Annotated in this window: 20 protein-coding genes and 1 pseudogene; 13 read left to right on the top strand and 8 right to left on the bottom strand. The window is 69.3% G+C overall.

Features of this window, described 5'->3' with window-relative positions:
- Nucleotides 1-89 precede the first annotated feature (89 nt).
- From AB0K05_RS44155 to AB0K05_RS44170, 4 genes are all read left to right on the top strand, one after another.
- On the top strand, nt 90-725 hold the full coding sequence (locus tag AB0K05_RS44155; RefSeq protein ID WP_345482824.1) for a hypothetical protein: 636 nt from the start codon (nt 90-92) through the stop codon (nt 723-725).
- A gap of 131 nt (nt 726-856) precedes the next feature.
- The gene (locus AB0K05_RS44160; RefSeq protein ID WP_364237786.1) at nt 857-1,882 is read left to right on the top strand and encodes a hypothetical protein; all 1,026 of its coding nucleotides are present in this window, start codon (nt 857-859) and stop codon (nt 1,880-1,882) included.
- Nucleotides 1,879-2,589, top strand: coding sequence for a hypothetical protein (locus AB0K05_RS44165; RefSeq protein WP_364237788.1), 711 nt, complete (start codon nt 1,879-1,881; stop codon nt 2,587-2,589). Before AB0K05_RS44160 ends, AB0K05_RS44165 begins: the two co-directional genes overlap by 4 nt.
- Nucleotides 2,586-3,179 carry a hypothetical protein gene (locus AB0K05_RS44170; protein WP_364237791.1) on the top strand — a complete coding sequence of 198 codons (594 nt, stop codon included), beginning with the start codon at nt 2,586-2,588 and terminating at the stop codon, nt 3,177-3,179. Before AB0K05_RS44165 ends, AB0K05_RS44170 begins: the two co-directional genes overlap by 4 nt.
- A 309-nt stretch (nt 3,180-3,488) precedes the next feature.
- On the opposite strand, the gene AB0K05_RS44175 is transcribed toward AB0K05_RS44170, so the two are convergent.
- Genes AB0K05_RS44175 through AB0K05_RS44185 form a run of 3 tightly spaced genes read right to left on the bottom strand, consistent with a single transcriptional unit; the run spans nt 3,489 to nt 4,468 of the window.
- Nucleotides 3,489-4,028, bottom strand: coding sequence for an LLM class flavin-dependent oxidoreductase (locus tag AB0K05_RS44175; protein WP_364237794.1), 540 nt, complete (start codon nt 4,026-4,028; stop codon nt 3,489-3,491).
- Nucleotides 4,029-4,047: 19 nt separating this feature from the next.
- Nucleotides 4,048-4,293 carry an LLM class flavin-dependent oxidoreductase gene (locus AB0K05_RS44180; protein WP_364237797.1) on the bottom strand — a complete coding sequence of 82 codons (246 nt, stop codon included), beginning with the start codon at nt 4,291-4,293 and terminating at the stop codon, nt 4,048-4,050.
- Nucleotides 4,274-4,468 (bottom strand): hypothetical protein, encoded by a 195-nt coding sequence (locus AB0K05_RS44185; protein WP_364237800.1) that lies wholly within the window; start codon nt 4,466-4,468, stop codon nt 4,274-4,276. Before AB0K05_RS44185 ends, AB0K05_RS44180 begins: the two co-directional genes overlap by 20 nt.
- A gap of 629 nt (nt 4,469-5,097) precedes the next feature.
- Between AB0K05_RS44185 and AB0K05_RS44190 the strand changes: the two genes are divergently transcribed.
- A complete protein-coding gene (locus AB0K05_RS44190) occupies nt 5,098-6,933 on the top strand; it encodes a cellulose binding domain-containing protein (RefSeq protein WP_271277458.1) in 1,836 nt (611 codons plus the stop codon).
- Between the two features lie 178 nt (nt 6,934-7,111).
- Here AB0K05_RS44190 and AB0K05_RS44195 read toward each other — a convergent pair whose 3' ends face one another.
- Nucleotides 7,112-7,597, bottom strand: a complete 486-nt coding sequence (locus AB0K05_RS44195; protein WP_271277459.1) for a hypothetical protein — start codon at nt 7,595-7,597, stop codon at nt 7,112-7,114.
- 532 nt (nt 7,598-8,129) lie between these two features.
- Here AB0K05_RS44195 and AB0K05_RS44200 point away from each other — a divergent pair.
- From AB0K05_RS44200 to AB0K05_RS44210, 3 genes are all read left to right on the top strand, one after another.
- Entirely contained in the window at nt 8,130-8,396 is a 267-nt protein-coding gene (locus AB0K05_RS44200; protein WP_364237804.1) for an exonuclease domain-containing protein, read from the top strand.
- Nucleotides 8,397-9,095: 699 nt separating this feature from the next.
- Nucleotides 9,096-9,368, top strand: coding sequence for a hypothetical protein (locus AB0K05_RS44205; protein WP_271277462.1), 273 nt, complete (start codon nt 9,096-9,098; stop codon nt 9,366-9,368).
- The gene (locus AB0K05_RS44210; RefSeq protein WP_271277463.1) at nt 9,352-9,867 is read left to right on the top strand and encodes a recombinase family protein; all 516 of its coding nucleotides are present in this window, start codon (nt 9,352-9,354) and stop codon (nt 9,865-9,867) included. Before AB0K05_RS44205 ends, AB0K05_RS44210 begins: the two co-directional genes overlap by 17 nt.
- Nucleotide 9,868: 1 nt before the next feature.
- On the opposite strand, the gene AB0K05_RS44215 is transcribed toward AB0K05_RS44210, so the two are convergent.
- The gene (locus tag AB0K05_RS44215; protein WP_271277464.1) at nt 9,869-10,471 is read right to left on the bottom strand and encodes a TetR/AcrR family transcriptional regulator; all 603 of its coding nucleotides are present in this window, start codon (nt 10,469-10,471) and stop codon (nt 9,869-9,871) included.
- Between the two features lie 97 nt (nt 10,472-10,568).
- On the opposite strand from AB0K05_RS44215, the gene AB0K05_RS44220 reads away from it, so the two are divergent.
- The 4 genes from AB0K05_RS44220 (at nt 10,569) to AB0K05_RS44235 (ending at nt 13,844) form a co-directional block, all read left to right on the top strand.
- On the top strand, nt 10,569-11,954 hold the full coding sequence (locus tag AB0K05_RS44220; RefSeq protein ID WP_364237807.1) for an MFS transporter: 1,386 nt from the start codon (nt 10,569-10,571) through the stop codon (nt 11,952-11,954).
- 301 nt (nt 11,955-12,255) lie between these two features.
- The gene (locus tag AB0K05_RS44225) at nt 12,256-12,663 is read left to right on the top strand and encodes an alpha/beta fold hydrolase (protein WP_271277466.1); all 408 of its coding nucleotides are present in this window, start codon (nt 12,256-12,258) and stop codon (nt 12,661-12,663) included.
- 225 nt (nt 12,664-12,888) lie between these two features.
- Nucleotides 12,889-13,056 carry a hypothetical protein gene (locus AB0K05_RS44230; protein WP_364237811.1) on the top strand — a complete coding sequence of 56 codons (168 nt, stop codon included), beginning with the start codon at nt 12,889-12,891 and terminating at the stop codon, nt 13,054-13,056.
- A gap of 86 nt (nt 13,057-13,142) precedes the next feature.
- Nucleotides 13,143-13,844, top strand: coding sequence for a MerR family transcriptional regulator (locus AB0K05_RS44235; protein ID WP_271277486.1), 702 nt, complete (start codon nt 13,143-13,145; stop codon nt 13,842-13,844).
- A gap of 415 nt (nt 13,845-14,259) precedes the next feature.
- Here AB0K05_RS44235 and AB0K05_RS44240 read toward each other — a convergent pair whose 3' ends face one another.
- Nucleotides 14,260-14,658, bottom strand: coding sequence for a nuclear transport factor 2 family protein (locus AB0K05_RS44240; protein ID WP_364237813.1), 399 nt, complete (start codon nt 14,656-14,658; stop codon nt 14,260-14,262).
- An 88-nt stretch (nt 14,659-14,746) separates the two neighbouring features.
- Here AB0K05_RS44240 and AB0K05_RS44245 point away from each other — a divergent pair, with 88 nt between their 5' ends.
- Nucleotides 14,747-15,535, top strand: coding sequence for a helix-turn-helix transcriptional regulator (locus AB0K05_RS44245; RefSeq protein ID WP_364237815.1), 789 nt, complete (start codon nt 14,747-14,749; stop codon nt 15,533-15,535).
- 147 nt (nt 15,536-15,682) lie between these two features.
- Here AB0K05_RS44245 and AB0K05_RS44250 read toward each other — a convergent pair.
- Both AB0K05_RS44250 and AB0K05_RS44255 read right to left on the bottom strand, forming a co-directional pair.
- A pseudogene (locus AB0K05_RS44250) lies at nt 15,683-16,901 on the bottom strand (IS256 family transposase).
- 545 nt (nt 16,902-17,446) lie between these two features.
- Nucleotides 17,447-18,030: hypothetical protein (locus tag AB0K05_RS44255; RefSeq protein WP_364237817.1), on the bottom strand; the 584-nt coding region annotated here is incomplete at its 5' end.

The following is an 18,030-nucleotide window of genomic DNA, read 5'->3' on the forward strand; positions in this document are numbered from 1 at the left end:
GCCGCCTGCCCCGGCACGCTCGCCGTCTCCGTCCGCGCCATCACCACGCTCCCGCCCTCCGGATCGCCCCCCAGCGATGGAGCGAAGACATGAGAATCAACAGGACCACGCAACTGCTCGCCGCGGCGGTGCTCGGCGTCGCGCTCGCGGGCGTCGGCGTGGCTGGTCCCGCGGTGGCGGACGACGACCCCGAGCAGGGCATCGACGTCACGGTGACGATCGAGCCCGGCACCACTCCGGGCCAGGTGTCCATGACCGTCGCCGACAACGGCGGCGTGTCCCTTCAGGAGGACGGTTCCAACGCCGCCGCCCGCCAGTTCGTCGGCACCCTGCCGACGGTCACGGTGAACGACACCCGCCGGCCCGAGGAGATCCCTGCCGGCGACTTCTGGGCGGTTGTCGGCCAGGCCGGCGAGTTCACCGCGACGAGCGGCTCCACGCCGCCCATCGGCTCGCAGTACCTGGGCTGGCGGCCGCGCCTGCTGACCGACTCCTCCTCCGGGGCGGTGGAGGCCGGTGAGCCCGTCTCCAGTGTCATCTCCGACGGCTCGGGAGCGCCGGCCGTCGGTCTGCAGGGCCAGGAACTGCTGGTGTCGACGGCGAACTCCGCCGACGAGATCGGCACCTGGCAGGTCAACGCCGACCTCACGCTGCGCACCCCCGCCGACGTCACCGCCGGCGAGTACCACTCGACCCTCACGCTTTCCCTGTTCAACCAGTCCTGAACGGCAACCGGTCCCGAACGTTCACCTGGTCCTGAACCGGAGGCAGGACGCCATCGTCCGCTCCGGCCGTCCGGGGCCCGCGCCCGCCCGGCGCGGGCCCCGGACGGCCACGACGAGACTGGAGACCTCTGTTGACCGCAAGCCGCCCGCGAGGCGTCCTCGCCCGCCTCGCCGTCCTCCCCGCTCTCGGCGTCGCGCTGCTGGCCGCCATGGTGGCGTTCGCCACCCCGTCCGGCGCCGACACCACCTGGTCGGTCGTGCCGGCCAACGCCGACGGTCCCGACGGCCGCAGCGTCATCGACCTCGAACTCGCCGGCGGCCGGCAGGTCGTCGAGCACGTGGCGGTCATCAACCGCTCCACCGAGCCGGTGGACTTCGCGATCGACGCCAACGACGGCTACCTGACCTCCAAGGGCTATTTCGACATGCGGCCCTCCGACGCCGAGCCCACCGACGGCGGTGCCTGGATCACGGTCCCCGAGAGGGTGACCATCGCCGCCGGGGCCACGTCCGTCGTTCCCGTGACGGTGTCGATCCCCCGGAACGCGACGCCGGGGGATCACCCCGCGGGCGTGACCGCGTCCCTGGAGACCGTCTCCGGCCAGGTACGGGTCCAGAACCGGGTGGGCGTCCGCCTGAACATCCGCGTCACCGGCGACTACGTGGCCAAGGTGGCCGTGACCGGCGTGCGGGCCGAGTACGCCGGCTCGTGGAACCCGTTCGCCGCAGGATCCGTCGAGGTGACCTACACCGTGGCCAACGAAGGCAACGTCCGGCTGGTCACGGACAACCACGTGCTGACGTCCACGCTCGCGGGGGAGAGCGGCTGGAACGACCCGTCCGCGGCCAGGGCCAGGGAGCTCATGCCGGGCGGCAGCCGCACGTTCGTCGCGCGGGTGCCCGGCGCGTGGCCGCTGGGACCCATCGGCGCGACCGTCATGGCGGTCCCCTCGCCCGCGGGCGAGCCGCATCCCGGCGTCGCCGCCCAGCGGGCGGCGGTCGGCACCACGGTGTGGGCGCTGCCCTGGCCGCAGCTCGGCTCCCTCGCCCTCCTCGTCCTCGCCTTCTTCGCCATCCGGCTGAACGCCGCCAGGCGCCGCAGGCGCATCGAGAAGCTGATCATGCTCGCCCGCCAGGAAGCGTCCCAGGAGGGGTGAGCGCCCTCGGCAACCGCTCCCAGGAGGTGGCCACCATCAACCGACCCAGGCGACCGGCCCCGGCCCGGCCCGCGACGCGGGGCCGCGTGCTCGCCCTCGCGTTCGCGTTCGCGCTCGGCGCGCTCGTCGCCGGCGGCGTGGTGTTCGGCGTGACCCAGCCGAGCTCGATCGAGCAGGCGGCCGACCGCCTCCGCGCCGAGTCCGCGCTGCGCGACCGGACACAGATCAGGACCCTGACGGAGCTGGCCCGCGGCACGCGGACCCGGCTCCTCCCCGTGCTCGACGGGCTCGCCCTGGCCCTGCCCGGCGACGGCCCCGCGGGACCTGTCGCGGTGACCGCCGCCGACGTCGAGAAGTGGCGGCAGGCCGCCGCCGCGGCCGTCCAGGGCTTCGCCGACCCGCCGTCCGGCGAGACCGCCACCAACGTGGCGCGGTCGAGTCTCGCCTCCGCCGTGCGGCAGTTCGCCACGACCGTCGACACCTACACGATGGCGCGGGACCTCACAGGACCGGCCCGCGCCGCCGCCCTCGACCTGGCCGCACGGCAACGCGCCGGCGCGCTCTTCACCTGGTCGATCGGGGCCACCGCCCTCGACGCCGTGAACATCGACGCCGGCTACGGCCACCAGCACGTGTTCCTGCCCACATCACCCGGCGAAGGGGCGCTCACCCCCGACACCGAACCCGAGGGGAGCCACCAACCGTGAAAAAGGCACCGGCATACGTCCTCACCGTCCTGCTGGCCGGGCTCGCGCTGGTGCTCGGCGCACCGGCAGCCGCGGCCCACGGCGGGCCGATCAAGCTGGAGGTGACAGGAGACGGCGCCGACAACGTCAACGTGCTGGTGACATACAAGAAGGACGGCCATCCCGTCACGGAGATCGTCGCGGCGACGCTGAAGGCGACCTCGGCCGACGGCCGGTCCTTCGGGCCGGTGCCGCTCAGGTCGGCGCCCGAGGGCCAGAACCTCTACCACTCCGCCGAGCCGCTGCCGAGCGGGGAGTGGCGGGTCACCGTGACCGCGACCGAACCGTCCAAGGCGAAGAAGACGGTGCGGGTGAAGGCGGGCGTGGTCGCCGCCACGCCCGCTGTCGAGGCCCTTCCCGCACCGGACCAGACGAGCCAGGCGACGGCGCCCGCGCGGAACGGGGCCGCCGCGGCGACGACCGCGGGGGACGACGACGGCGCGACGGGAAGTCCCCTCAAGATAGGCGTCATCGTCCTCGCGGCGCTGGCCGCCGTCGCGGCCTGGATCGTCTTCGCCCGGCGCCACACCCGCGCGGGCGCTGGACACTGACAGACCTCGCGGGCCGGTCGCGGCCCGTGCGGTTCAGCCCGGGCAGGGCGGGGTGAACGAGACGTACCGGGGAGCGGGCACGCTCGCCCGATCACTTCGCCTGCTCGCGTCCGGCCAGGTCCGCTGAGGTGAAGCCCGCTCTGGTGACGCCGGCAGGCAGGGATCGGTCTCGTGGAGGGCGTGCCGGTGCCCGGTGGCCGCTCAGGAGGGCGGTAGACGAGGTGGGCGGGGTGAAGTAGCCGTGTTGGTAGTTGGAGCAGGACCACACCGCGCCAGGGCGTTGAGCTCGGCAGCCGAGATTCGAGCAGGTCAGCGGAGCAGTTCGATAACGGGCTCCATGGCACGCATGCCGTCTCCCACCCCTCCCTGGAGAACCGTGACGTAGCTGAACCCGTAGCGCTCGCGGTTCTGCCGGAGCTTGTCGGCGATCTGCTCCGCCGTACCGACGAGAAAGGCGTGGACGTCGCCCAGTTCGTCGTGCGGGACGTCCGGCGCGAAGTGCTGGAGCTCGGACATCGCCGCCTGTCGCTCGTTCGTAACAATGATCGCCGGGATCTCGTTGTTCAGCTCCACTTGTGCCTGGCGGAAGTTGAGCGCAGCCCGTACGAAGACGACGCGTTCGGCGATCATGGGCGCGCCGGCGAAGGCGGGTAATCCGACCTTGCCGTAGCGGCTGCTGGCGGCGCCCGTGATGGCGATGATGTCGGCGTGTTCGGCGGCGAGGCGCAGGACGCGGTCACCTCGCCCGCCGATGAGCAGCGGTGGGCAGGGACTGGGCAGCAGGCGGCGCAGCTCCTTCACCGTGTGTTCGAGGATGCCGGCGCGCTCGGCGCCGGTGGGGTAGGGCATGCCGAGCTCGGCGAGCCGTTCAGGGGTGGTAGTAGCCGGCGTCCAGCACGTAGGTGCCGAGACGCGGTCGCGTGGTGTGCTCGGCGGCCAGCATGAGTGCCGGGAACGGTGCGGGCCGGCCCAGGTGGTCGACGACCGAGATCGTGTCGAAGCCGACACTCTCGGCCGTGCGGCACTGTTCGATCCAGTCGCGGCGATCGGCGGCGGCGCTCAGCGCCACACCGAAGCGGAAGGGTTCCAGGCCATCACGCCCGCTCCGCGGCAAGGCGCAGCAGCTCGTCGACGGACCACTGGTCGCTCGCGCGCCTGCCGTACTTGACCGCCAGGACGACCCCGTCGGGGGCAGATGAGGAAGTCGCGGGCAGGCCGAGCGCGGTCTCGCCGGACGAGGGCGCCGGGGAGCCTCCGGCGCGGAGCCCGGCGGTTACCTTTCCCGACATCATGACAGCGTGTCGTCCGCTGGGCGCATACGTCGGCGGGCAAGCAGCGATCGCGCCCGCGAGCAGGAGATGCGGTCCTGTCAGCGGAACGTGTTCCCATAACCCTTGAGAAGGCGTGAGGCTGCGAAAGTGACGCGATCCCCGACATGTGATCCACCGCACACGCGGTGGCGAGCGCCTATCGGCTCCTGCCTGCGTCGCGTCGTAGCCGAGGGCCGACGAGCCGAGACCGCTTTCTCGTTCAGGGCTTTGGAAGCAGCGCGGTCAAAGGCAGGGAAGGGTTGAATTCGGCCTCGCGGCTTCCTGGGAGTCTTGCCCTGAAATTTTCACTCTGTTTTCAAACTGAACGACGTGATACGTGCCAGCAAAACGGCATGGGAGCGCCGCCCGTCACCTCAGAGGAGCGAACCGCGCCTTGACGGGACCCGCATGCCTCGTATTTGCTCCGTCGCACCACCACCATCGGCAGGAACGGGCGCGGCAAAGCGATGTGAACGATGACGCGGTTCTTCCGCCGTGCCCTCCCATTACGCCAGTTCCGCACGGATGAGAGGACTGATTCAGCTCATGTTAACGCTAACTGACGCCCTGGTACCGTCCCTCCCTGCGGTGCCACAGGCAGGTGAGTGATGATACGGCGTAAATCCGTCCTCGCCGCTGTCATCGCGGCGGTGCTTCTCGCGGTGGCCACGGGTGGTACGGCGCTGGGCAGCAGCGAAACCACGTCCCGTGCGGCGAGCGCCGCCGCCACGACGCCAGGATGCGGCAAGACTCCGACACTCAGAAGTGGCACGCACACGATCCAGAGCGGCGGCCAGACTCGCTCCTTCATCCTGAGGATTCCCGACAACTACAACAACACCAATCCCTACCGGTTGATCTTCGGGTTCCATTGGCTGGGCGGCACCGCCAACGACGTCGACTCGGGCGGGAGCAGCGGATTCACCTGGTCTTACTACGGGCTCAGGCAACTGGCGAACAACACTGCGATCTTCGTCGCCCCCCAGGGACTGAACAACGGCTGGGCCAATTCCGGCGGGCAAGACCTGGCCTTCGTCGACGACATGATCAGGCTTATCGAAGCAGACCTGTGCGTCGACACCACGCAGCGGTTCGCCGGAGGCTTCAGCTACGGCGGCGGCATGAGCTACGCCCTGGCCTGCGCCCGGGCGACGGTCTTCCGCGCGGTCGCGGTCTACGCCGGCGCACAGCTCAGCGGATGCAGCGGCGGCACCCAGCCCATCGCCTACATCGGGCTCCACGGCCTCAGGGACAACGTGCTCAACATCTCGCAGGGCCGGTCGCTGCGCGACACGTTCGTCAGGAACAACGGGTGCACTCCCCAAAATCCGCCCGAGCCGGCACAGGGCAGCCTGACGCACGTCGTCACCGCCTACTCGGGATGCCGATCCGGATACCCGGTCGTGTGGGCGGCGTTCGACGGGGGGCACACCCCTGGTCCAGTGGACGGGTCCACCGCTGACGACGGCGCACGTACCTGGACCAAGGCAGTGGTGTGGAACTTCTTCAACCAGTTCCAGAGCACGAACGACACCACTCCGCCGACCACGCCAGGCACCCCGGTCGCGTCCAACGTGACCGCCACCAGCGCCACGCTGACCTGGACGGCATCCACCGACCAGGGCGGCTCCGGCCTGGCGGGTTACAACGTCTACCGGGAGCAGGGCGCCACCGACCCGCAGCTCGGCCAGTCCACCACCAACTCGATCACCCTGACCGGGCTGACCGCCGACACCGAATACCAGGTCTACGTACGAGCACGCGACGGCGCGGGCAACCTGTCGGGCAACTCCGCGACGGTCACCTTCACCACGACCTCCACCGGAGGCGACACCACGCCACCCACCGCCCCGGGCGGGCTGGCGGCCTCCGGCACCACCGCTAGCGGCACCAATCTGTCCTGGGCCGCTTCCACTGACAACGTGGGGGTCACCGGCTATGACATCCTGCGCGCACCCGGGGCCACTGGCGGCACCTTCGCCCAGGTCGGCACCTCGGCCACGACCTCGTACAGCGACACGGGCCTGACCCCGAGCACCACCTACCGTTACCAGGTCCGCGCGCGGGACGCCGCCGGCAACCTCTCGCCGGTGTCCGACACCGTCCAGGTCACCACCCGCGGCACCACCACCGAAACCTGCTCGGCGACGCCGACCGTGCAGACCCAGTGGGGCACCGGCTATGTGATCCAGCCGCTGACCATCACCAATACCAGTACCTCGACGACCACCAATTGGACGGTCACCTTCACGCTCCCGGCCGGCCACACGCTGACCGGCTCGTGGAACGCCACCGTCACCACCAGCGGGCAGACCGTCACGGCCAAGAACGTGAGCTACAACGGCACGCTGGCCCCCGGAGCCACCACCAGCTTCGGCTTCCAGGTCAGCCGCCCCAACGGCGACACGGCCCTGCCATCCGGATACACCTGCACCGGCGCGTGACCTCGCGACCGGATAACGGCCCAGCCCTCGGCGAACGTCTCAGTGAGGGCTGGGCCGCACCCGTTCTTCCTCACCGCTGCTGACAGCACTGGCGCGCTGGTGAGGGCGCGGTATCCGTGCCCGCATGTGAGAAGGCCACCCGCGGTGAAAGCGGACGGCCTTCTGGGAAGCAGGAGCCTCAGCTGTAGGAGTAGGACTGCGCGCCGCAGCCGGTGATGTAGGGCCCGGGGTAGACCTGCTGGGTGGAGCAGCCCCAGGTGGCGGTCAGGGTCGTGGCCGAGGAGGGAATGCTGATCGCCGGTCCGTTGGTCCAGCCGACCTGGTCATATTGGTGACCGCCGCTGCAGATGGCCGACACGCTCACCGAGGTGCTGCCGCCGGGCAGGCTGATCGTGAACGACCACGTGTGGTTCGCCGGGTTCGCGACCATCGAACTGAGGGGCATCGTCACGCCGTACGAAGGAGGCGCGGAGGCGACCGAGACGTACGAGGCGTACCAGTCGCGGGTGTCGCCGGAGTAGTTGACGTTGAGGCAGTCCACCGTGGCGTTGAGCGTCAGGGTTGAGGCGGCGGCGGGCTGCTGCATGGTCACGACCATCGCGGCGGTGGTGGCCAGCATCACGCCGGCCGTCAGTGCCCGGCGGATCAGGTTGCCAGCGATCATGGAGTCCCTTTCTTCGCGCCGTTGACTGTGGAGATTCGCCAGAGCCGCCGGCCTCGCCGTCCGCCAGGGGCGCCGCCCTGATCGGGGCGAGGCGGACGCGCACGTCGGTGAGGCCGGTCGGGTGTCGAGGGGAGGATCACACAATGGGTACGAACTGGACAGACCCATACAAGGGACCGCGCTCCGAAACAAGCGGTGAATCGCGATTTCCGTACGGCCCGTAAAAGGGCGGCGATATCGCCCCACGGATCACCAGGCTGGTCGCGGGCCATGTGACGCCATGCGATGTGGCGGTCGTACCCGCGTCATCACCGTCGTCCGCGCGGCGGTGTTCGTGAAACTTTCCACACGGGGACGCCTGGCGGCGAGCTGTCGAAGCTCGCGGTCCGGGAGCGCCCCAATGTTGATCTACGATGTAAAGGCATGGCCAAGGAGCGTTTGCTGATCATCACAAGGTAGTCACAATCCGTGCCCGAACTCCAACCCCCAGGCATCAGGACGCGACGTCCTGATGGACGAAGGGGTGAGGGAAATGACCAGCGGCCCAACCCGATACGCCGTCATCGACGTGAAGACCACGGGCCTGCGCCCGTCGTGGCACGACCGGATCGTCGAGGTCGGCGTCGTGCTGCTCGACCCGCGCGGACTCGTCACCGGCGAATGGAGCACCCTGGTCAACCCCGAACGCGACCTGGGACCGCAGCGCATCCGCGGCCTCACCGCCGCCGGCGTCCGCCACGCGCCGACCTTCAAGGAGATCGCCGGGAGTCTCGCCGGCGATCCTGCGGATCGAGCGTAGGCCCGAACCTTTGGTGCGCGGCCGCCGCACCTACCAGGAACTGGTCGAGTTGGGCTTCAGCGGGCTCGGCGGCTCGGTGCGCGCCTCGCTGAGGACGCGTCACCGAGGAGTGGACGCCGCTCTGGCGGCGGCCGGCGTGTTTCGTGACGCCGTCGTCGGATACGTTCACCCAGACCGATGGATCGCGCTGTGGCAGCGCCTGTACTGGTGACCCGCCCTGAATCCTTGGCGCGGTAGCTCTCCAGCGACATCGCCCTTAAGCGGAAGCGATCGCTGTAGCAGCAGACCGGCAAACGCTGTCACATGTCGTCGACATAACCGCCGATGCCGGTGCGCGCCCCGAGAGGTCTTCCGCCGGGCGAGTCTCCGGCTGATCATGATCGCGGCCACGGCAGCGCGATGAGAGCCTGATCCACAACGTCAATCCGAAACCCCATGGGGGCACAACCGGTCGATTGCGCCCCCATGGCCGGATCCAATCAAGCCGCCTTCCGCCACCCTGTACAAAAGGCTCGTCGATCCAATGGAATCCGGTCCAGGCTTCCGCCTCCCTTTCCGCCCCTCTGAAGTGGTCGCAGACATCCACCGGCTACTACAAGGCCGGCCTTCGGGAATGGCGCCCTGCTCAAGCAGGCCGACTGGAACGGCACGGAGATCCCCTACACTGCGGCGGACATCACCCGCTACAAAGCGGGGGTCATGCGCGTCTGCGAGGAGGCCGGCCAGATCCGCACCGCCATGCACGCAATGCGTGAGGAGGGCAGTGCATTCCTGGAGGAGATCGCGGCCTTCCTCGACCGCGAGGCCCCGCTGCTCGACCGCGCCAACGAGGCCGACGGTCCGGTCGAGCTGGCTTGGCAGCCCAACACCCAGAAGCGGCGTGACTACGTCCGCACCACCAGCGCGCACAGCGCCCCGCTCATCGCCCGCGCCTTCACCAGCAACCACTCCGCGGATGCCCGACGTGGCTGACCGGGTCTATCTGCGGCACTCCACCGACAAGCAGACCGACGCGCGCCAGCGGCACGCTCTCGCCGGCCTGATGGCCGCAGGCGCCCCGGTCTACGAAGACCCCGCCACCTCCAGCCGGCAACTCTCCCTCGATCGCGCGGGCTTCACCACGCTGCTGCACGAGGCCGCCGTCGGCGACACCATCCGCATCGCCGACGCCGCCCGCCTGTTCCGCTCCGTCTCCGACATCCTCGCCCTGCGCCCGGTACTCATCCGCCGGAGCCTCCACCTGCGCGTCGAATCCGGACTGTTGCCCGGCATCGATCTGGCCAGCGACGACCCCGGCACCAAAATGATGGTCTCCGTCCTAGCAGCCGTGCTGGAGTTCCAGCGCGACATGATCGGCGAGAACACCCGCGAAGGCGTCGCCGCCGCCATTGCCATGCTCGTGGGCGCCCACCCTGGCCGGCGGACCGTGGTGAGCGGCACTCGTGGGACCAACCGCTTGCTGGGCTCGTGACTCAGCGGTAGAGGTCGGCGACGGCCGCCAGTACCTGCTGGCGGGCGGTGCTCGCGGAGGTAACGCCGGTGAGCACGTAGGCGGCGAGCCCTTCGGCCAGCGCCACCAGGGCCAGCGCCGTGACGTGTGGGTCGAGGGCGGCGGGGATGTGTCCGGCCTGCTGGTCGCAGGCGATGAAGTCGGCCATCTGGCGGTGGAAGTCGGCGTACAGGACGCGCAGCCGGGCCGCGATGGCCTCCTCGGCGAAGGCGAAGGCGTGGAAGGACTGCCGCACGCGCATGTGCGCCTCGGTGGCGGCGTCGTACGGGATGAGCTCGCCCAGCACCGTGGTGAGCACCAGGCGCGGCTCGGCGGCCTGCGGGTCGGCGCCGGTCTTGGCGCGGATGCGGGCGCTGGACAGCTCGTTGCCGCGCTCGAAGGCGGCTTCGACGAGTTGCCGCTTGGCCGGGAAGTAGTGCTGGACGCGGCCGGGTGAGATGCCCGCATGGGCGGCGACCTCGGTCAGTGAGACGGCGGCCAGGCCGCGGTCGGCGACGATGGCGAGCACCGCGTCGGCGATTTCGGCGCGTCGCTGCGCGTGGTGCGCTCCCGGTCCCCGGCCCATGGCCCCTCCCACAGTTTTCCGATGTGTCCGCATCGGATTATATGCTGACGTCACGGTAAAGCAATGTGATCGCATCGTCATATGAGGAGGAGGGCGGGTGCCGGTCGTGTTGGCGCTGCTGTGTGCCGCGCAGTTCATGGTGGTGCTGGACGTGTCGGTGGTGAACGTCGCGCTGCCGTCCATCCAGCACGCGCTCGGCTTCGACGCCCGGCACCTGGCGTGGGTGGGCAACGCCTACGCGCTGAGTTTCGGCGCTCTGCTGCTGCTCGGCGGGCGGCTGGCCGACCTGTACGGGCACCGGCGCGTCTTCGCCGCCGGCCTGACGGTGTTCACTGCCGCGAGCCTGGCCGGCGGGCTGGCCGACGCGCCGGGCGCGCTGATCACGGCCCGGGCCTGTCAGGGGGTGGGGGCGGCGGTGCTGGCCCCGGCCACGCTCACGATCTTGACCGCTGTCTTTCCCGAGGGGCCGCGCCGCACCCGCGCGATCGCGATCTGGACGGCGGTGAGCCTGGCCGGCGGCACGGCGGGCAACCTGATCGGCGGGGCGCTGACCGAATACCTGTCCTGGCGGGCGATTCTGCTGATCAACGTGCCGATCGGCCTGGTCTGCCTGACCGCCACCCGCCGGCTGGCCGCCACCCCCGACATGCGCGGCGGGCGGCGGCTGGACGTGCTCGGCGCGGTGCTGGCCACCGCCGCGCTGGCCGGGCTAGCCTACGGCCTGTCGGACGCGCCCGCCGTAGCGTTCGCCGGGGCCGTCCTGCTGGCAGTGTTCGTGCTGGTCGAGGTGCGTGTGGCGCGGGCGCCGCTGATCCCGCCCCGCCTGGTGCGGGCGCGGCCGATCTGGCTGGGCAACGTCGCGATGCTGCTGGCCGGGGCGTGCCTGAACCCGATGTGGTACTTCCTGACCCTGTCCCTGCAGCACGTCCTGGGCTACGGGCCGCTGCAGACCGGGCTGGCGTTCCTGCCGCATACCCTGCTGACCATGCTGGTGGGCCTGCGCCTGACGCCATGGCTGATGCGCCGCGCCGACGATCGCGTGCTCATCGTCGCCGGGGCGCTGATCGGCGCAGCCGGCTTCTGGTGGCAGAGCCGCATCGCCCCTGGCCAGGACTACCTGACGGCCATCGCCGGCCCGGCCGTGCTGATCTCGCTCGGCGGCGGCCTACTGAACACGCCGCTGACTGTCACGGTCACCTCGGGCGTCGCCGCAGCCGACGCGGGGGCGGCCTCCGGGCTGATGAACACCGCCAAGCAGATCGGCGGCGCGCTCGGCCTGGCCGCCCTGGTCGCGCTAACGGCGGGGCAGGACGGCGAACGTGCCGGCCCGGCCCGGGCGCCGGAGCTGGCGACTGGCTACGGGCAGGCCTTCGCCACCATCGCCGTGGTGCTGGCCGCCGTCGCCCTCCTGGCGGCCGCGCTGCCGCGACGGCGGGACGCCAGCCAGGTGCCACCCCGACAAAGCGGGGGACTGGCGACCTGAGCGCTGATCGAGCCGGCCCCTCCGCCGACCAGCGTGGTTGAGCAGCGACGATGACTCCCAGGCGAAGATCGCTTCCCGAGATGCATGTGGTCGAGCGCTCAGGGGTTCAGCGTGCTCCGTCGGACATGGGGGACCGTTGTGTACGGGTGTGGTTGTTCCAGCCACTCGCTGGTCAGCCTTGCTCCTGCGGTCCGGCCGATGACCGCGAGCATGGCGGCTTGCCGGCCGTAGTCCTCGTCGCGTTCCTCGAAGTCGACGGTCCGTTTGGCCTTGACCCGAGGTCAAGGCGGATGCTGACCGCATGACGCATTCACACGTTTCCTCATGGGCCGGCATGGTGCCCGTCGACGACACGGCCCTGGCGGTCACCGATACCCCCGGCCCCGGTCAAGCCGTCGTGTATCTCAACGGCTCCTATGCGAGCCAGCGCTCCTGGCGGCGGGTGATCGCCGAACTCGGCCCCCGGTGGCGACACCTCACCTACGACGAGCGCGCCCGCGGCAAGTCGAAGCGGTCGGCCGACTACTCCTTCGAGGGCTGTCTGCGCGACGTCGACGCGGTCCTCAAGGCGACCGGGGTGGAGCGGCCGCTGCTGGTCGGCTGGTCCTATGGTGCGGCGCTGGCGGTGCACTGGGCCGATCGCAACCCCGACCGGATCGCCGGGGCTGGTCTCGGTCGACGGCGCGGTCCCCTGGGGGCTGACCGGTGAGGAGAACCGGGAGCGGATCCGGCGCGCGTTTCGCAGGATGCGGCTGGGGCTGCCGCTCGCGCGCCCCTTCGGCCTGGCCGCCTCGATGAGTGCCGCTCAGCACGCGCAGGTCAACATCGAGATCAACGAGGTGTGCGCCGCCCTCGAACCCGTTTTGGACCGGCTGTCCTGCCCGGTGCGCTATATCCGGCTTCCGGAGCCAACCTCGGCGGCGGTGCGGAGGAGATGGAGGAGATGCGCGCCTCTCTCGATCCGGTGGTCCGCCGCAACCCCAACCTGCGGGTCAGCACCAAAGTCGAGAGCAACCACACCCAGATCCTGCGCAAGGACTTCCGAGCGATCGCCGCCGCGGTGCGGGAGACCGCCGCCGCGCAGGCGCGAAAGGATCACTGAGCCCATGGCCGCAGGGGTGACCATCGGCCAGGCGGCCGCGTTCGCCGGCATCACGATCAAAACTGCGGCACTACCACAAGCTCGGACTGGTGGAGGAGCCCGCGCGCGACAGCTCGGGGTACCGACGCTACGGCTCGGCCGAGCTGTTGAGACTGGTGCAGGTCAAAACGCTCGCCGGCGCCGGGGTGCCGCTGGCCGACATCGGCCCGCTGCTGGACTGCGACGCCGCGCCGTTCGCCGCGGCGCTCGCCGACGTCGAGCAGCGCCTCACCGCCCGGATCGCCGCGTTGGCCGCACAGAGGGACATGCTCAACCGGCTCACCAGCGGCGACTGGACCTTGCTGCCCGACCGCGCCGTGGCGATGCTGGAGGCAATGCCGACCCTCGGCTTCACCCCCGAGGACGTACGCACCGCCCGGGAATCCTTCGTCCTGGCCAAGGCCCTGGTCCCCGAAAGCTTCGAGGACTACCTCGCCGACATCGAACACGCGCTGGGCAACCCCCGCTTCGTGGAGCTGACCAAGCGCAGCGCCGAAGTCATCGGCTGGGCACCGGATGATCCCCGCGTTGAGGAACTGGCCACCGGCATGGCCGAGCACTACCTCGCCCACCCCGACCACCTCAGGATCGTGACCGGTCTGCAAGCCCATACCGAGACCGCGACCCGCTACCGGTTGATCGCCCACCACGGCGAAGAACGCGACTCCGCCGCGGCCCGCCTGGCCTCGCTCGTTGAAGCGAGGCTCCGCGCCGGCGGTATCGACATCCCCCGACCGGATCGAGGCTGAGACCGACAGGAACTGTCGCAGAGAGCCCGTTCCCCGGCCGCCGCAGCCCGGGGAACGGGCTGAGGAGAGGATCGGTCCAGTCAAAGGGGCGGGCTCACCAGACTTGGACCCGAGACACAGGCGACGTAGCACCAAAATCCAGTCTGCCCCTCCCCGGAGGCCTCCCGGTCAAGGATGAGGACGCCGGCCGGCTGTCCCCGCTCGGTCACGCCCATCTCGACGTCCTGGGCCGCTACTCCATCTCCTCCTCCGCACCGGCCGAAGGCCTGCGGCAGTTCGGCGAGATCCCTGACCTTCCCGACGGCGGGGGTGGCCGGGGAGGGGGTGCAGAACCCAGGCTTGAGGTGGGGCATGGGGCCGTCCCGATGCCCCGGTGTTCACGGCCGCGGCGCCCGGCCTGCGGCCGGGCCGGCGATCAGCGAATCTCCCACCAGGCCAGGTTGGCGGCCGCCTGGGACGTCGGCTCGATGATCTCCCATGCCTCGGTGATCAGACCGTCGTCGAGCCGCCAGATGTCGACGACCGTGATCTCCGGCCCGTCAGCGGGCAGCTGACGCCTGGAATGCATCACGACATGATCGCCGTCGGCCAGCACGTGCTGGATCTCGATCTGCATGCCGGCGAGCGGGACGAGCGCGGCGCCCACGGCGGCCAGCCATTCCGACTTCGTCTTGGAGGTCGCGTCCGGGCGGTGATGGAGGAAGTCGTCGCTCAGCAACGGCGCGAGCGCGTCGACGTCGCCGGTCGCGACCAGTGCGGTCAGCGCCTGCTGGACGATGCTCTTGTTGCCGTGGGTCATGTTCTGCGTAGTCACGGGCCGCAATGTTTCCGACGTCCGGGACATTTGTCGATGAAATGCCATTTCATGGCATTCGGGTGCTCGATGAGTAGCATCGTCGTCCATGCACACCGTGGGGGAACTGCTGCGGCAGTGGCGGCATCGCCGGCGCCTCAGCCAACTGGATCTCGCGATCGCCGCTGAGGTGTCGGCTCGTCACGTCAGCCTGGTGGAGACCGGCAAGTCCCGCCCGAGCGCCGAGATGATCCTGCGACTGGCCGAGCAGCTCGACGTGCCGTTGCGAGAGCGTAACCGGCTGCTGCTGGCTGCCGGCTTCGCGCCCCGCTATGCCGAACGGCCGCTCGATCAGGAGTCGTTGTCGGCGGCCTGGGACGCGATCGAACGGGTGCTGCGCGCGCATGAGCCGTATCCGGCGCTGGCCATCGATCGCCGGTGGGACATCGTGATGAGCAATCGGGCCATCGACCCGTTCCTCGCCGCCGTCGCCCCCGACCTGCTGGTACCGCCGATCAACATGGTGCGGCTGGGGTTGGACCCGCGCGGGCTCGCGCCGCACATCGTCAACCTGGCTCAGGTGCGTACGCTGCTGCGCATCCGGATCGCACGGCAGCTCGCCACAGCTCCCGACCCTGGACTCACCGCGCTCTACGAGGATTACCTTGCCCCCCATTCGGGGGACGCGAGTCAACCGGTCGAGTCGGAGGTCGCCATCCCGATGATCTTCAGCTTCGGCGGGCGCGAACTGCGGCTGTTCTCGACGACGACCACGTTCGGCACTCCGATGGACATCACCCTGGACGAGGTCGCGATCGAGTCGTACTACCCGACGGACGCCGACAGCGCCGCCTACTTCACCGCACTCGACGCCGGCAGGCAGTCACCTGCCCTCTGACCAGGAAGACGGCGGCTGGAGTGAACGGAGCGCTGTTGGCCGGTGGGACGGTCGTGGCGGTACGCGCCAGGAGGAGACGCGACACGTGAGAACCGCCGGCGCGACGTCGGCCAGGAGCAATAGTCAAGACCTGTGGATCATGAGTTCCTAGGCGGCTGTGGGGACGGGTGATTCCGTCGGGCGTTCGACGAGCTTGCCGTCGATGAAGGTGGCCCCGGCGCGAACCAGGGCGACCAGGTGGGCGCCGTTGACCGCACGCCAGCGCCGCTGGGCGGACTCGATCAGCTTGAAGGCCATGGCCAGGCCGGCTGCGCGGGAGCCGGGGCCCTTGGTGACCTTGGTGCGGTGCCGGACGGTGGCGAACGTCGACTCGATCGGGTTGGTCGTGCGCAGATGCCGCCAGTGCTCGGCCGGGTAGTCGTAGAAGGCCAGCAGCTCCTCGACGTCGCCGGTGATCTTGGCGACGGCCTTGGGGAACTTGGCGCCGTAAGCGGCCTCGAAGGCGGTGACCGCGGCCAGCGCGTGGTCCTTGCTCTCGGCGTTCCAAATCTCGGCCAGGGCCTTCTTCGCGCCCGGGTGGGCCGACTTCGGGAGCGCCCCGAGTACGTTGGCGATCTTGTTAAACCAGCACACTTTGTGCCCTGGCCTGCGGGAACACCTCGGCCAGCGCCGACCAGAAGCCGAGCGCGCCGTCGCCGATGGCGAGCACCGGGGCACGCATGCCGCGCCGGGCGCAGTCCCGCAGCAGGTCGGCCCAGGATTCTGCCGATTCGCGGTAGCCGTCGGTCAGCGCGACAAGCTCCTTGCGACCATCAGCCCGCACCCCGATCAGCACCAGCAGGCAGAGTTTGTGCTCCTCCAGCCGGATGTTGACGTGGATGCCATCGGCCCACAGGTAGACGTAGTCGACGCCGGACAGGTCGCGGGAGGCGAAGGCCCGCTGGTCGGCCTTCCACTGCTCGGTGAGCTTGGTGATGACCGGCGCCGACAGCCCGTGGCCGGTGCCGAGGAATTGGCCCAGCGCGGGCACGAAGTCGCCGGTTGACAGGCCGTGCAGGTAGAGCAGCGGCAACACCTCGGTGATGGCCGGGCTCTTACGGCACCAGGGCGGCAAGATCGCTGAGGAGAAGCGCCGGCGCTCTCCCGTCGCCTCGTCGATGCGCTTGTCGTTGACGCGCGGAGCCTGGACCTCGATCGCGCCTGCGCTGGTCAGTACGGTGCGGGGCTGGTGGTGGCCGTTGCGGACGACCAGTCGGTGGCCGGTCTCGTCGCGTTCGTCGGCGAAGGCGGCGATGTAGGCGTCGACCTCGGCTTTGAGCGCTTCGGCGAGCATCCGGCGGGCGCCTTCGCGCACCAGCTCGTCGATGAGCGCGGGCGTCGGGGCGGGCGTGGTGGCGGTGTGGTCGCCGCCGGTGGGGTCAGGGACTACGGTGAGCACGGGTGTGCCTTTCCGGCCGACGTTGGCGCGTCGGTCATGCTTGTGGATTCACATGATCACCGGGAAGGTACATCCCTTTCCCGGTGATCCACAGATCTCAAGCATTGCTCCAGGTCGATCTCCGTCGATGCCTGGATCACAGTATTCATCAGGTGAGTTCTCCTTGATCAGGAGTTACACCGGTGACCGTACAGACTCCGGAGCGGAGCAGATTTCGTGGCCCAGCCCTTTGGGACTCGAGGCATGCTCGGATAGGCGCGTGAAGTGACATTCGACTGATTGGATGCGGGTGATGTTGCCCGCGATGTAGTAGCCATTCCTCGACCTTGACGGTGCGGCTGAGCACGTCAGTGACGAGAGATTGTCACGCTCTGTTCTGTGGAGCCCGGAGGTGAGACTCCCCCGGGCCACCCGGCGTAACCTCCGAGGTGGCAGCACTGCCCGGAGCTCTCCGGAGAAACAGATGATCGCGCTCATCCTAGCTCTGCGATCCACTCGTCTGCATTGTGACGGCATTTCTCCGTGAAGGGTTTGATTGGATTGCGGAGATACTCTACGAATCTATTCTTGTCGGGGTCGACGAATCCGATCAGATCCATTGCGCCGAAAATGGTGTCCTCGTTATCACTTGCCAGGTCATGCCACGCGAAAGGCAGCGCCTGCAGCAAGCGAGCACGGCACGCTGTATCGAGGGCAACTAGACGCCGGGCTTCGTCGAGGATCTGCACCGATTCATCCTGAGCCTCTGACTGTGCGATTTCGACCAGAAGGTCATAAATTACGGCCCTTATTTTGGACGCTCGAACGTGGAGCAGCTCTATCAAGAGAGGGATGATGTGGTAGGCACCCTCGAATAGTAGATGATTGAGTGCAATGGCATGTTCAAGAGTCGATCGGGCCTCTCGTATCAGATTGGCGTCGTCAGAATCGCGGAACACTTGTAGGCTTTTTGGAATCCTCTCTGACGTGATCTCAGCGAATTGCCGGCAGGTAGTCGTGCTCGAAACGGGTGAGGACAAGTGCCGCGCGGGCGATGTCGCCGATTCGGCTGGGGCTG

It is taken from the genome of Nonomuraea sp. NPDC049486 (genome assembly GCF_040676925.1).
Lineage (GTDB): Bacteria > Actinomycetota > Actinomycetes > Streptosporangiales > Streptosporangiaceae > Nonomuraea > Nonomuraea ferruginea.

Coding starts and splice junctions, on each gene's coding strand:
- AB0K05_RS44230 (WP_364237811.1), top strand. CDS start 12,889: ATGGAGGAGATGCGCGCCTCTCTCGATCCGGTGGTCCGCCGCAACCCC.
- AB0K05_RS44205 (WP_271277462.1), top strand. CDS start 9,096: ATGCGCGTCTGCGAGGAGGCCGGCCAGATCCGCACCGCCATGCACGCA.
- AB0K05_RS44195 (WP_271277459.1), bottom strand. CDS start 7,597: ATGATCGCTGGCAACCTGATCCGCCGGGCACTGACGGCCGGCGTGATG.
- AB0K05_RS44190 (WP_271277458.1), top strand. CDS start 5,098: ATGATACGGCGTAAATCCGTCCTCGCCGCTGTCATCGCGGCGGTGCTT.
- AB0K05_RS44185 (WP_364237800.1), bottom strand. CDS start 4,468: ATGTCGGGAAAGGTAACCGCCGGGCTCCGCGCCGGAGGCTCCCCGGCG.
- AB0K05_RS44210 (WP_271277463.1), top strand. CDS start 9,352: ATGCCCGACGTGGCTGACCGGGTCTATCTGCGGCACTCCACCGACAAG.
- AB0K05_RS44155 (WP_345482824.1), top strand. CDS start 90: ATGAGAATCAACAGGACCACGCAACTGCTCGCCGCGGCGGTGCTCGGC.
- AB0K05_RS44200 (WP_364237804.1), top strand. CDS start 8,130: ATGACCAGCGGCCCAACCCGATACGCCGTCATCGACGTGAAGACCACG.
- AB0K05_RS44245 (WP_364237815.1), top strand. CDS start 14,747: ATGCACACCGTGGGGGAACTGCTGCGGCAGTGGCGGCATCGCCGGCGC.
- AB0K05_RS44225 (WP_271277466.1), top strand. CDS start 12,256: ATGACGCATTCACACGTTTCCTCATGGGCCGGCATGGTGCCCGTCGAC.
- AB0K05_RS44175 (WP_364237794.1), bottom strand. CDS start 4,028: ATGCCCTACCCCACCGGCGCCGAGCGCGCCGGCATCCTCGAACACACG.
- AB0K05_RS44215 (WP_271277464.1), bottom strand. CDS start 10,471: ATGGGCCGGGGACCGGGAGCGCACCACGCGCAGCGACGCGCCGAAATC.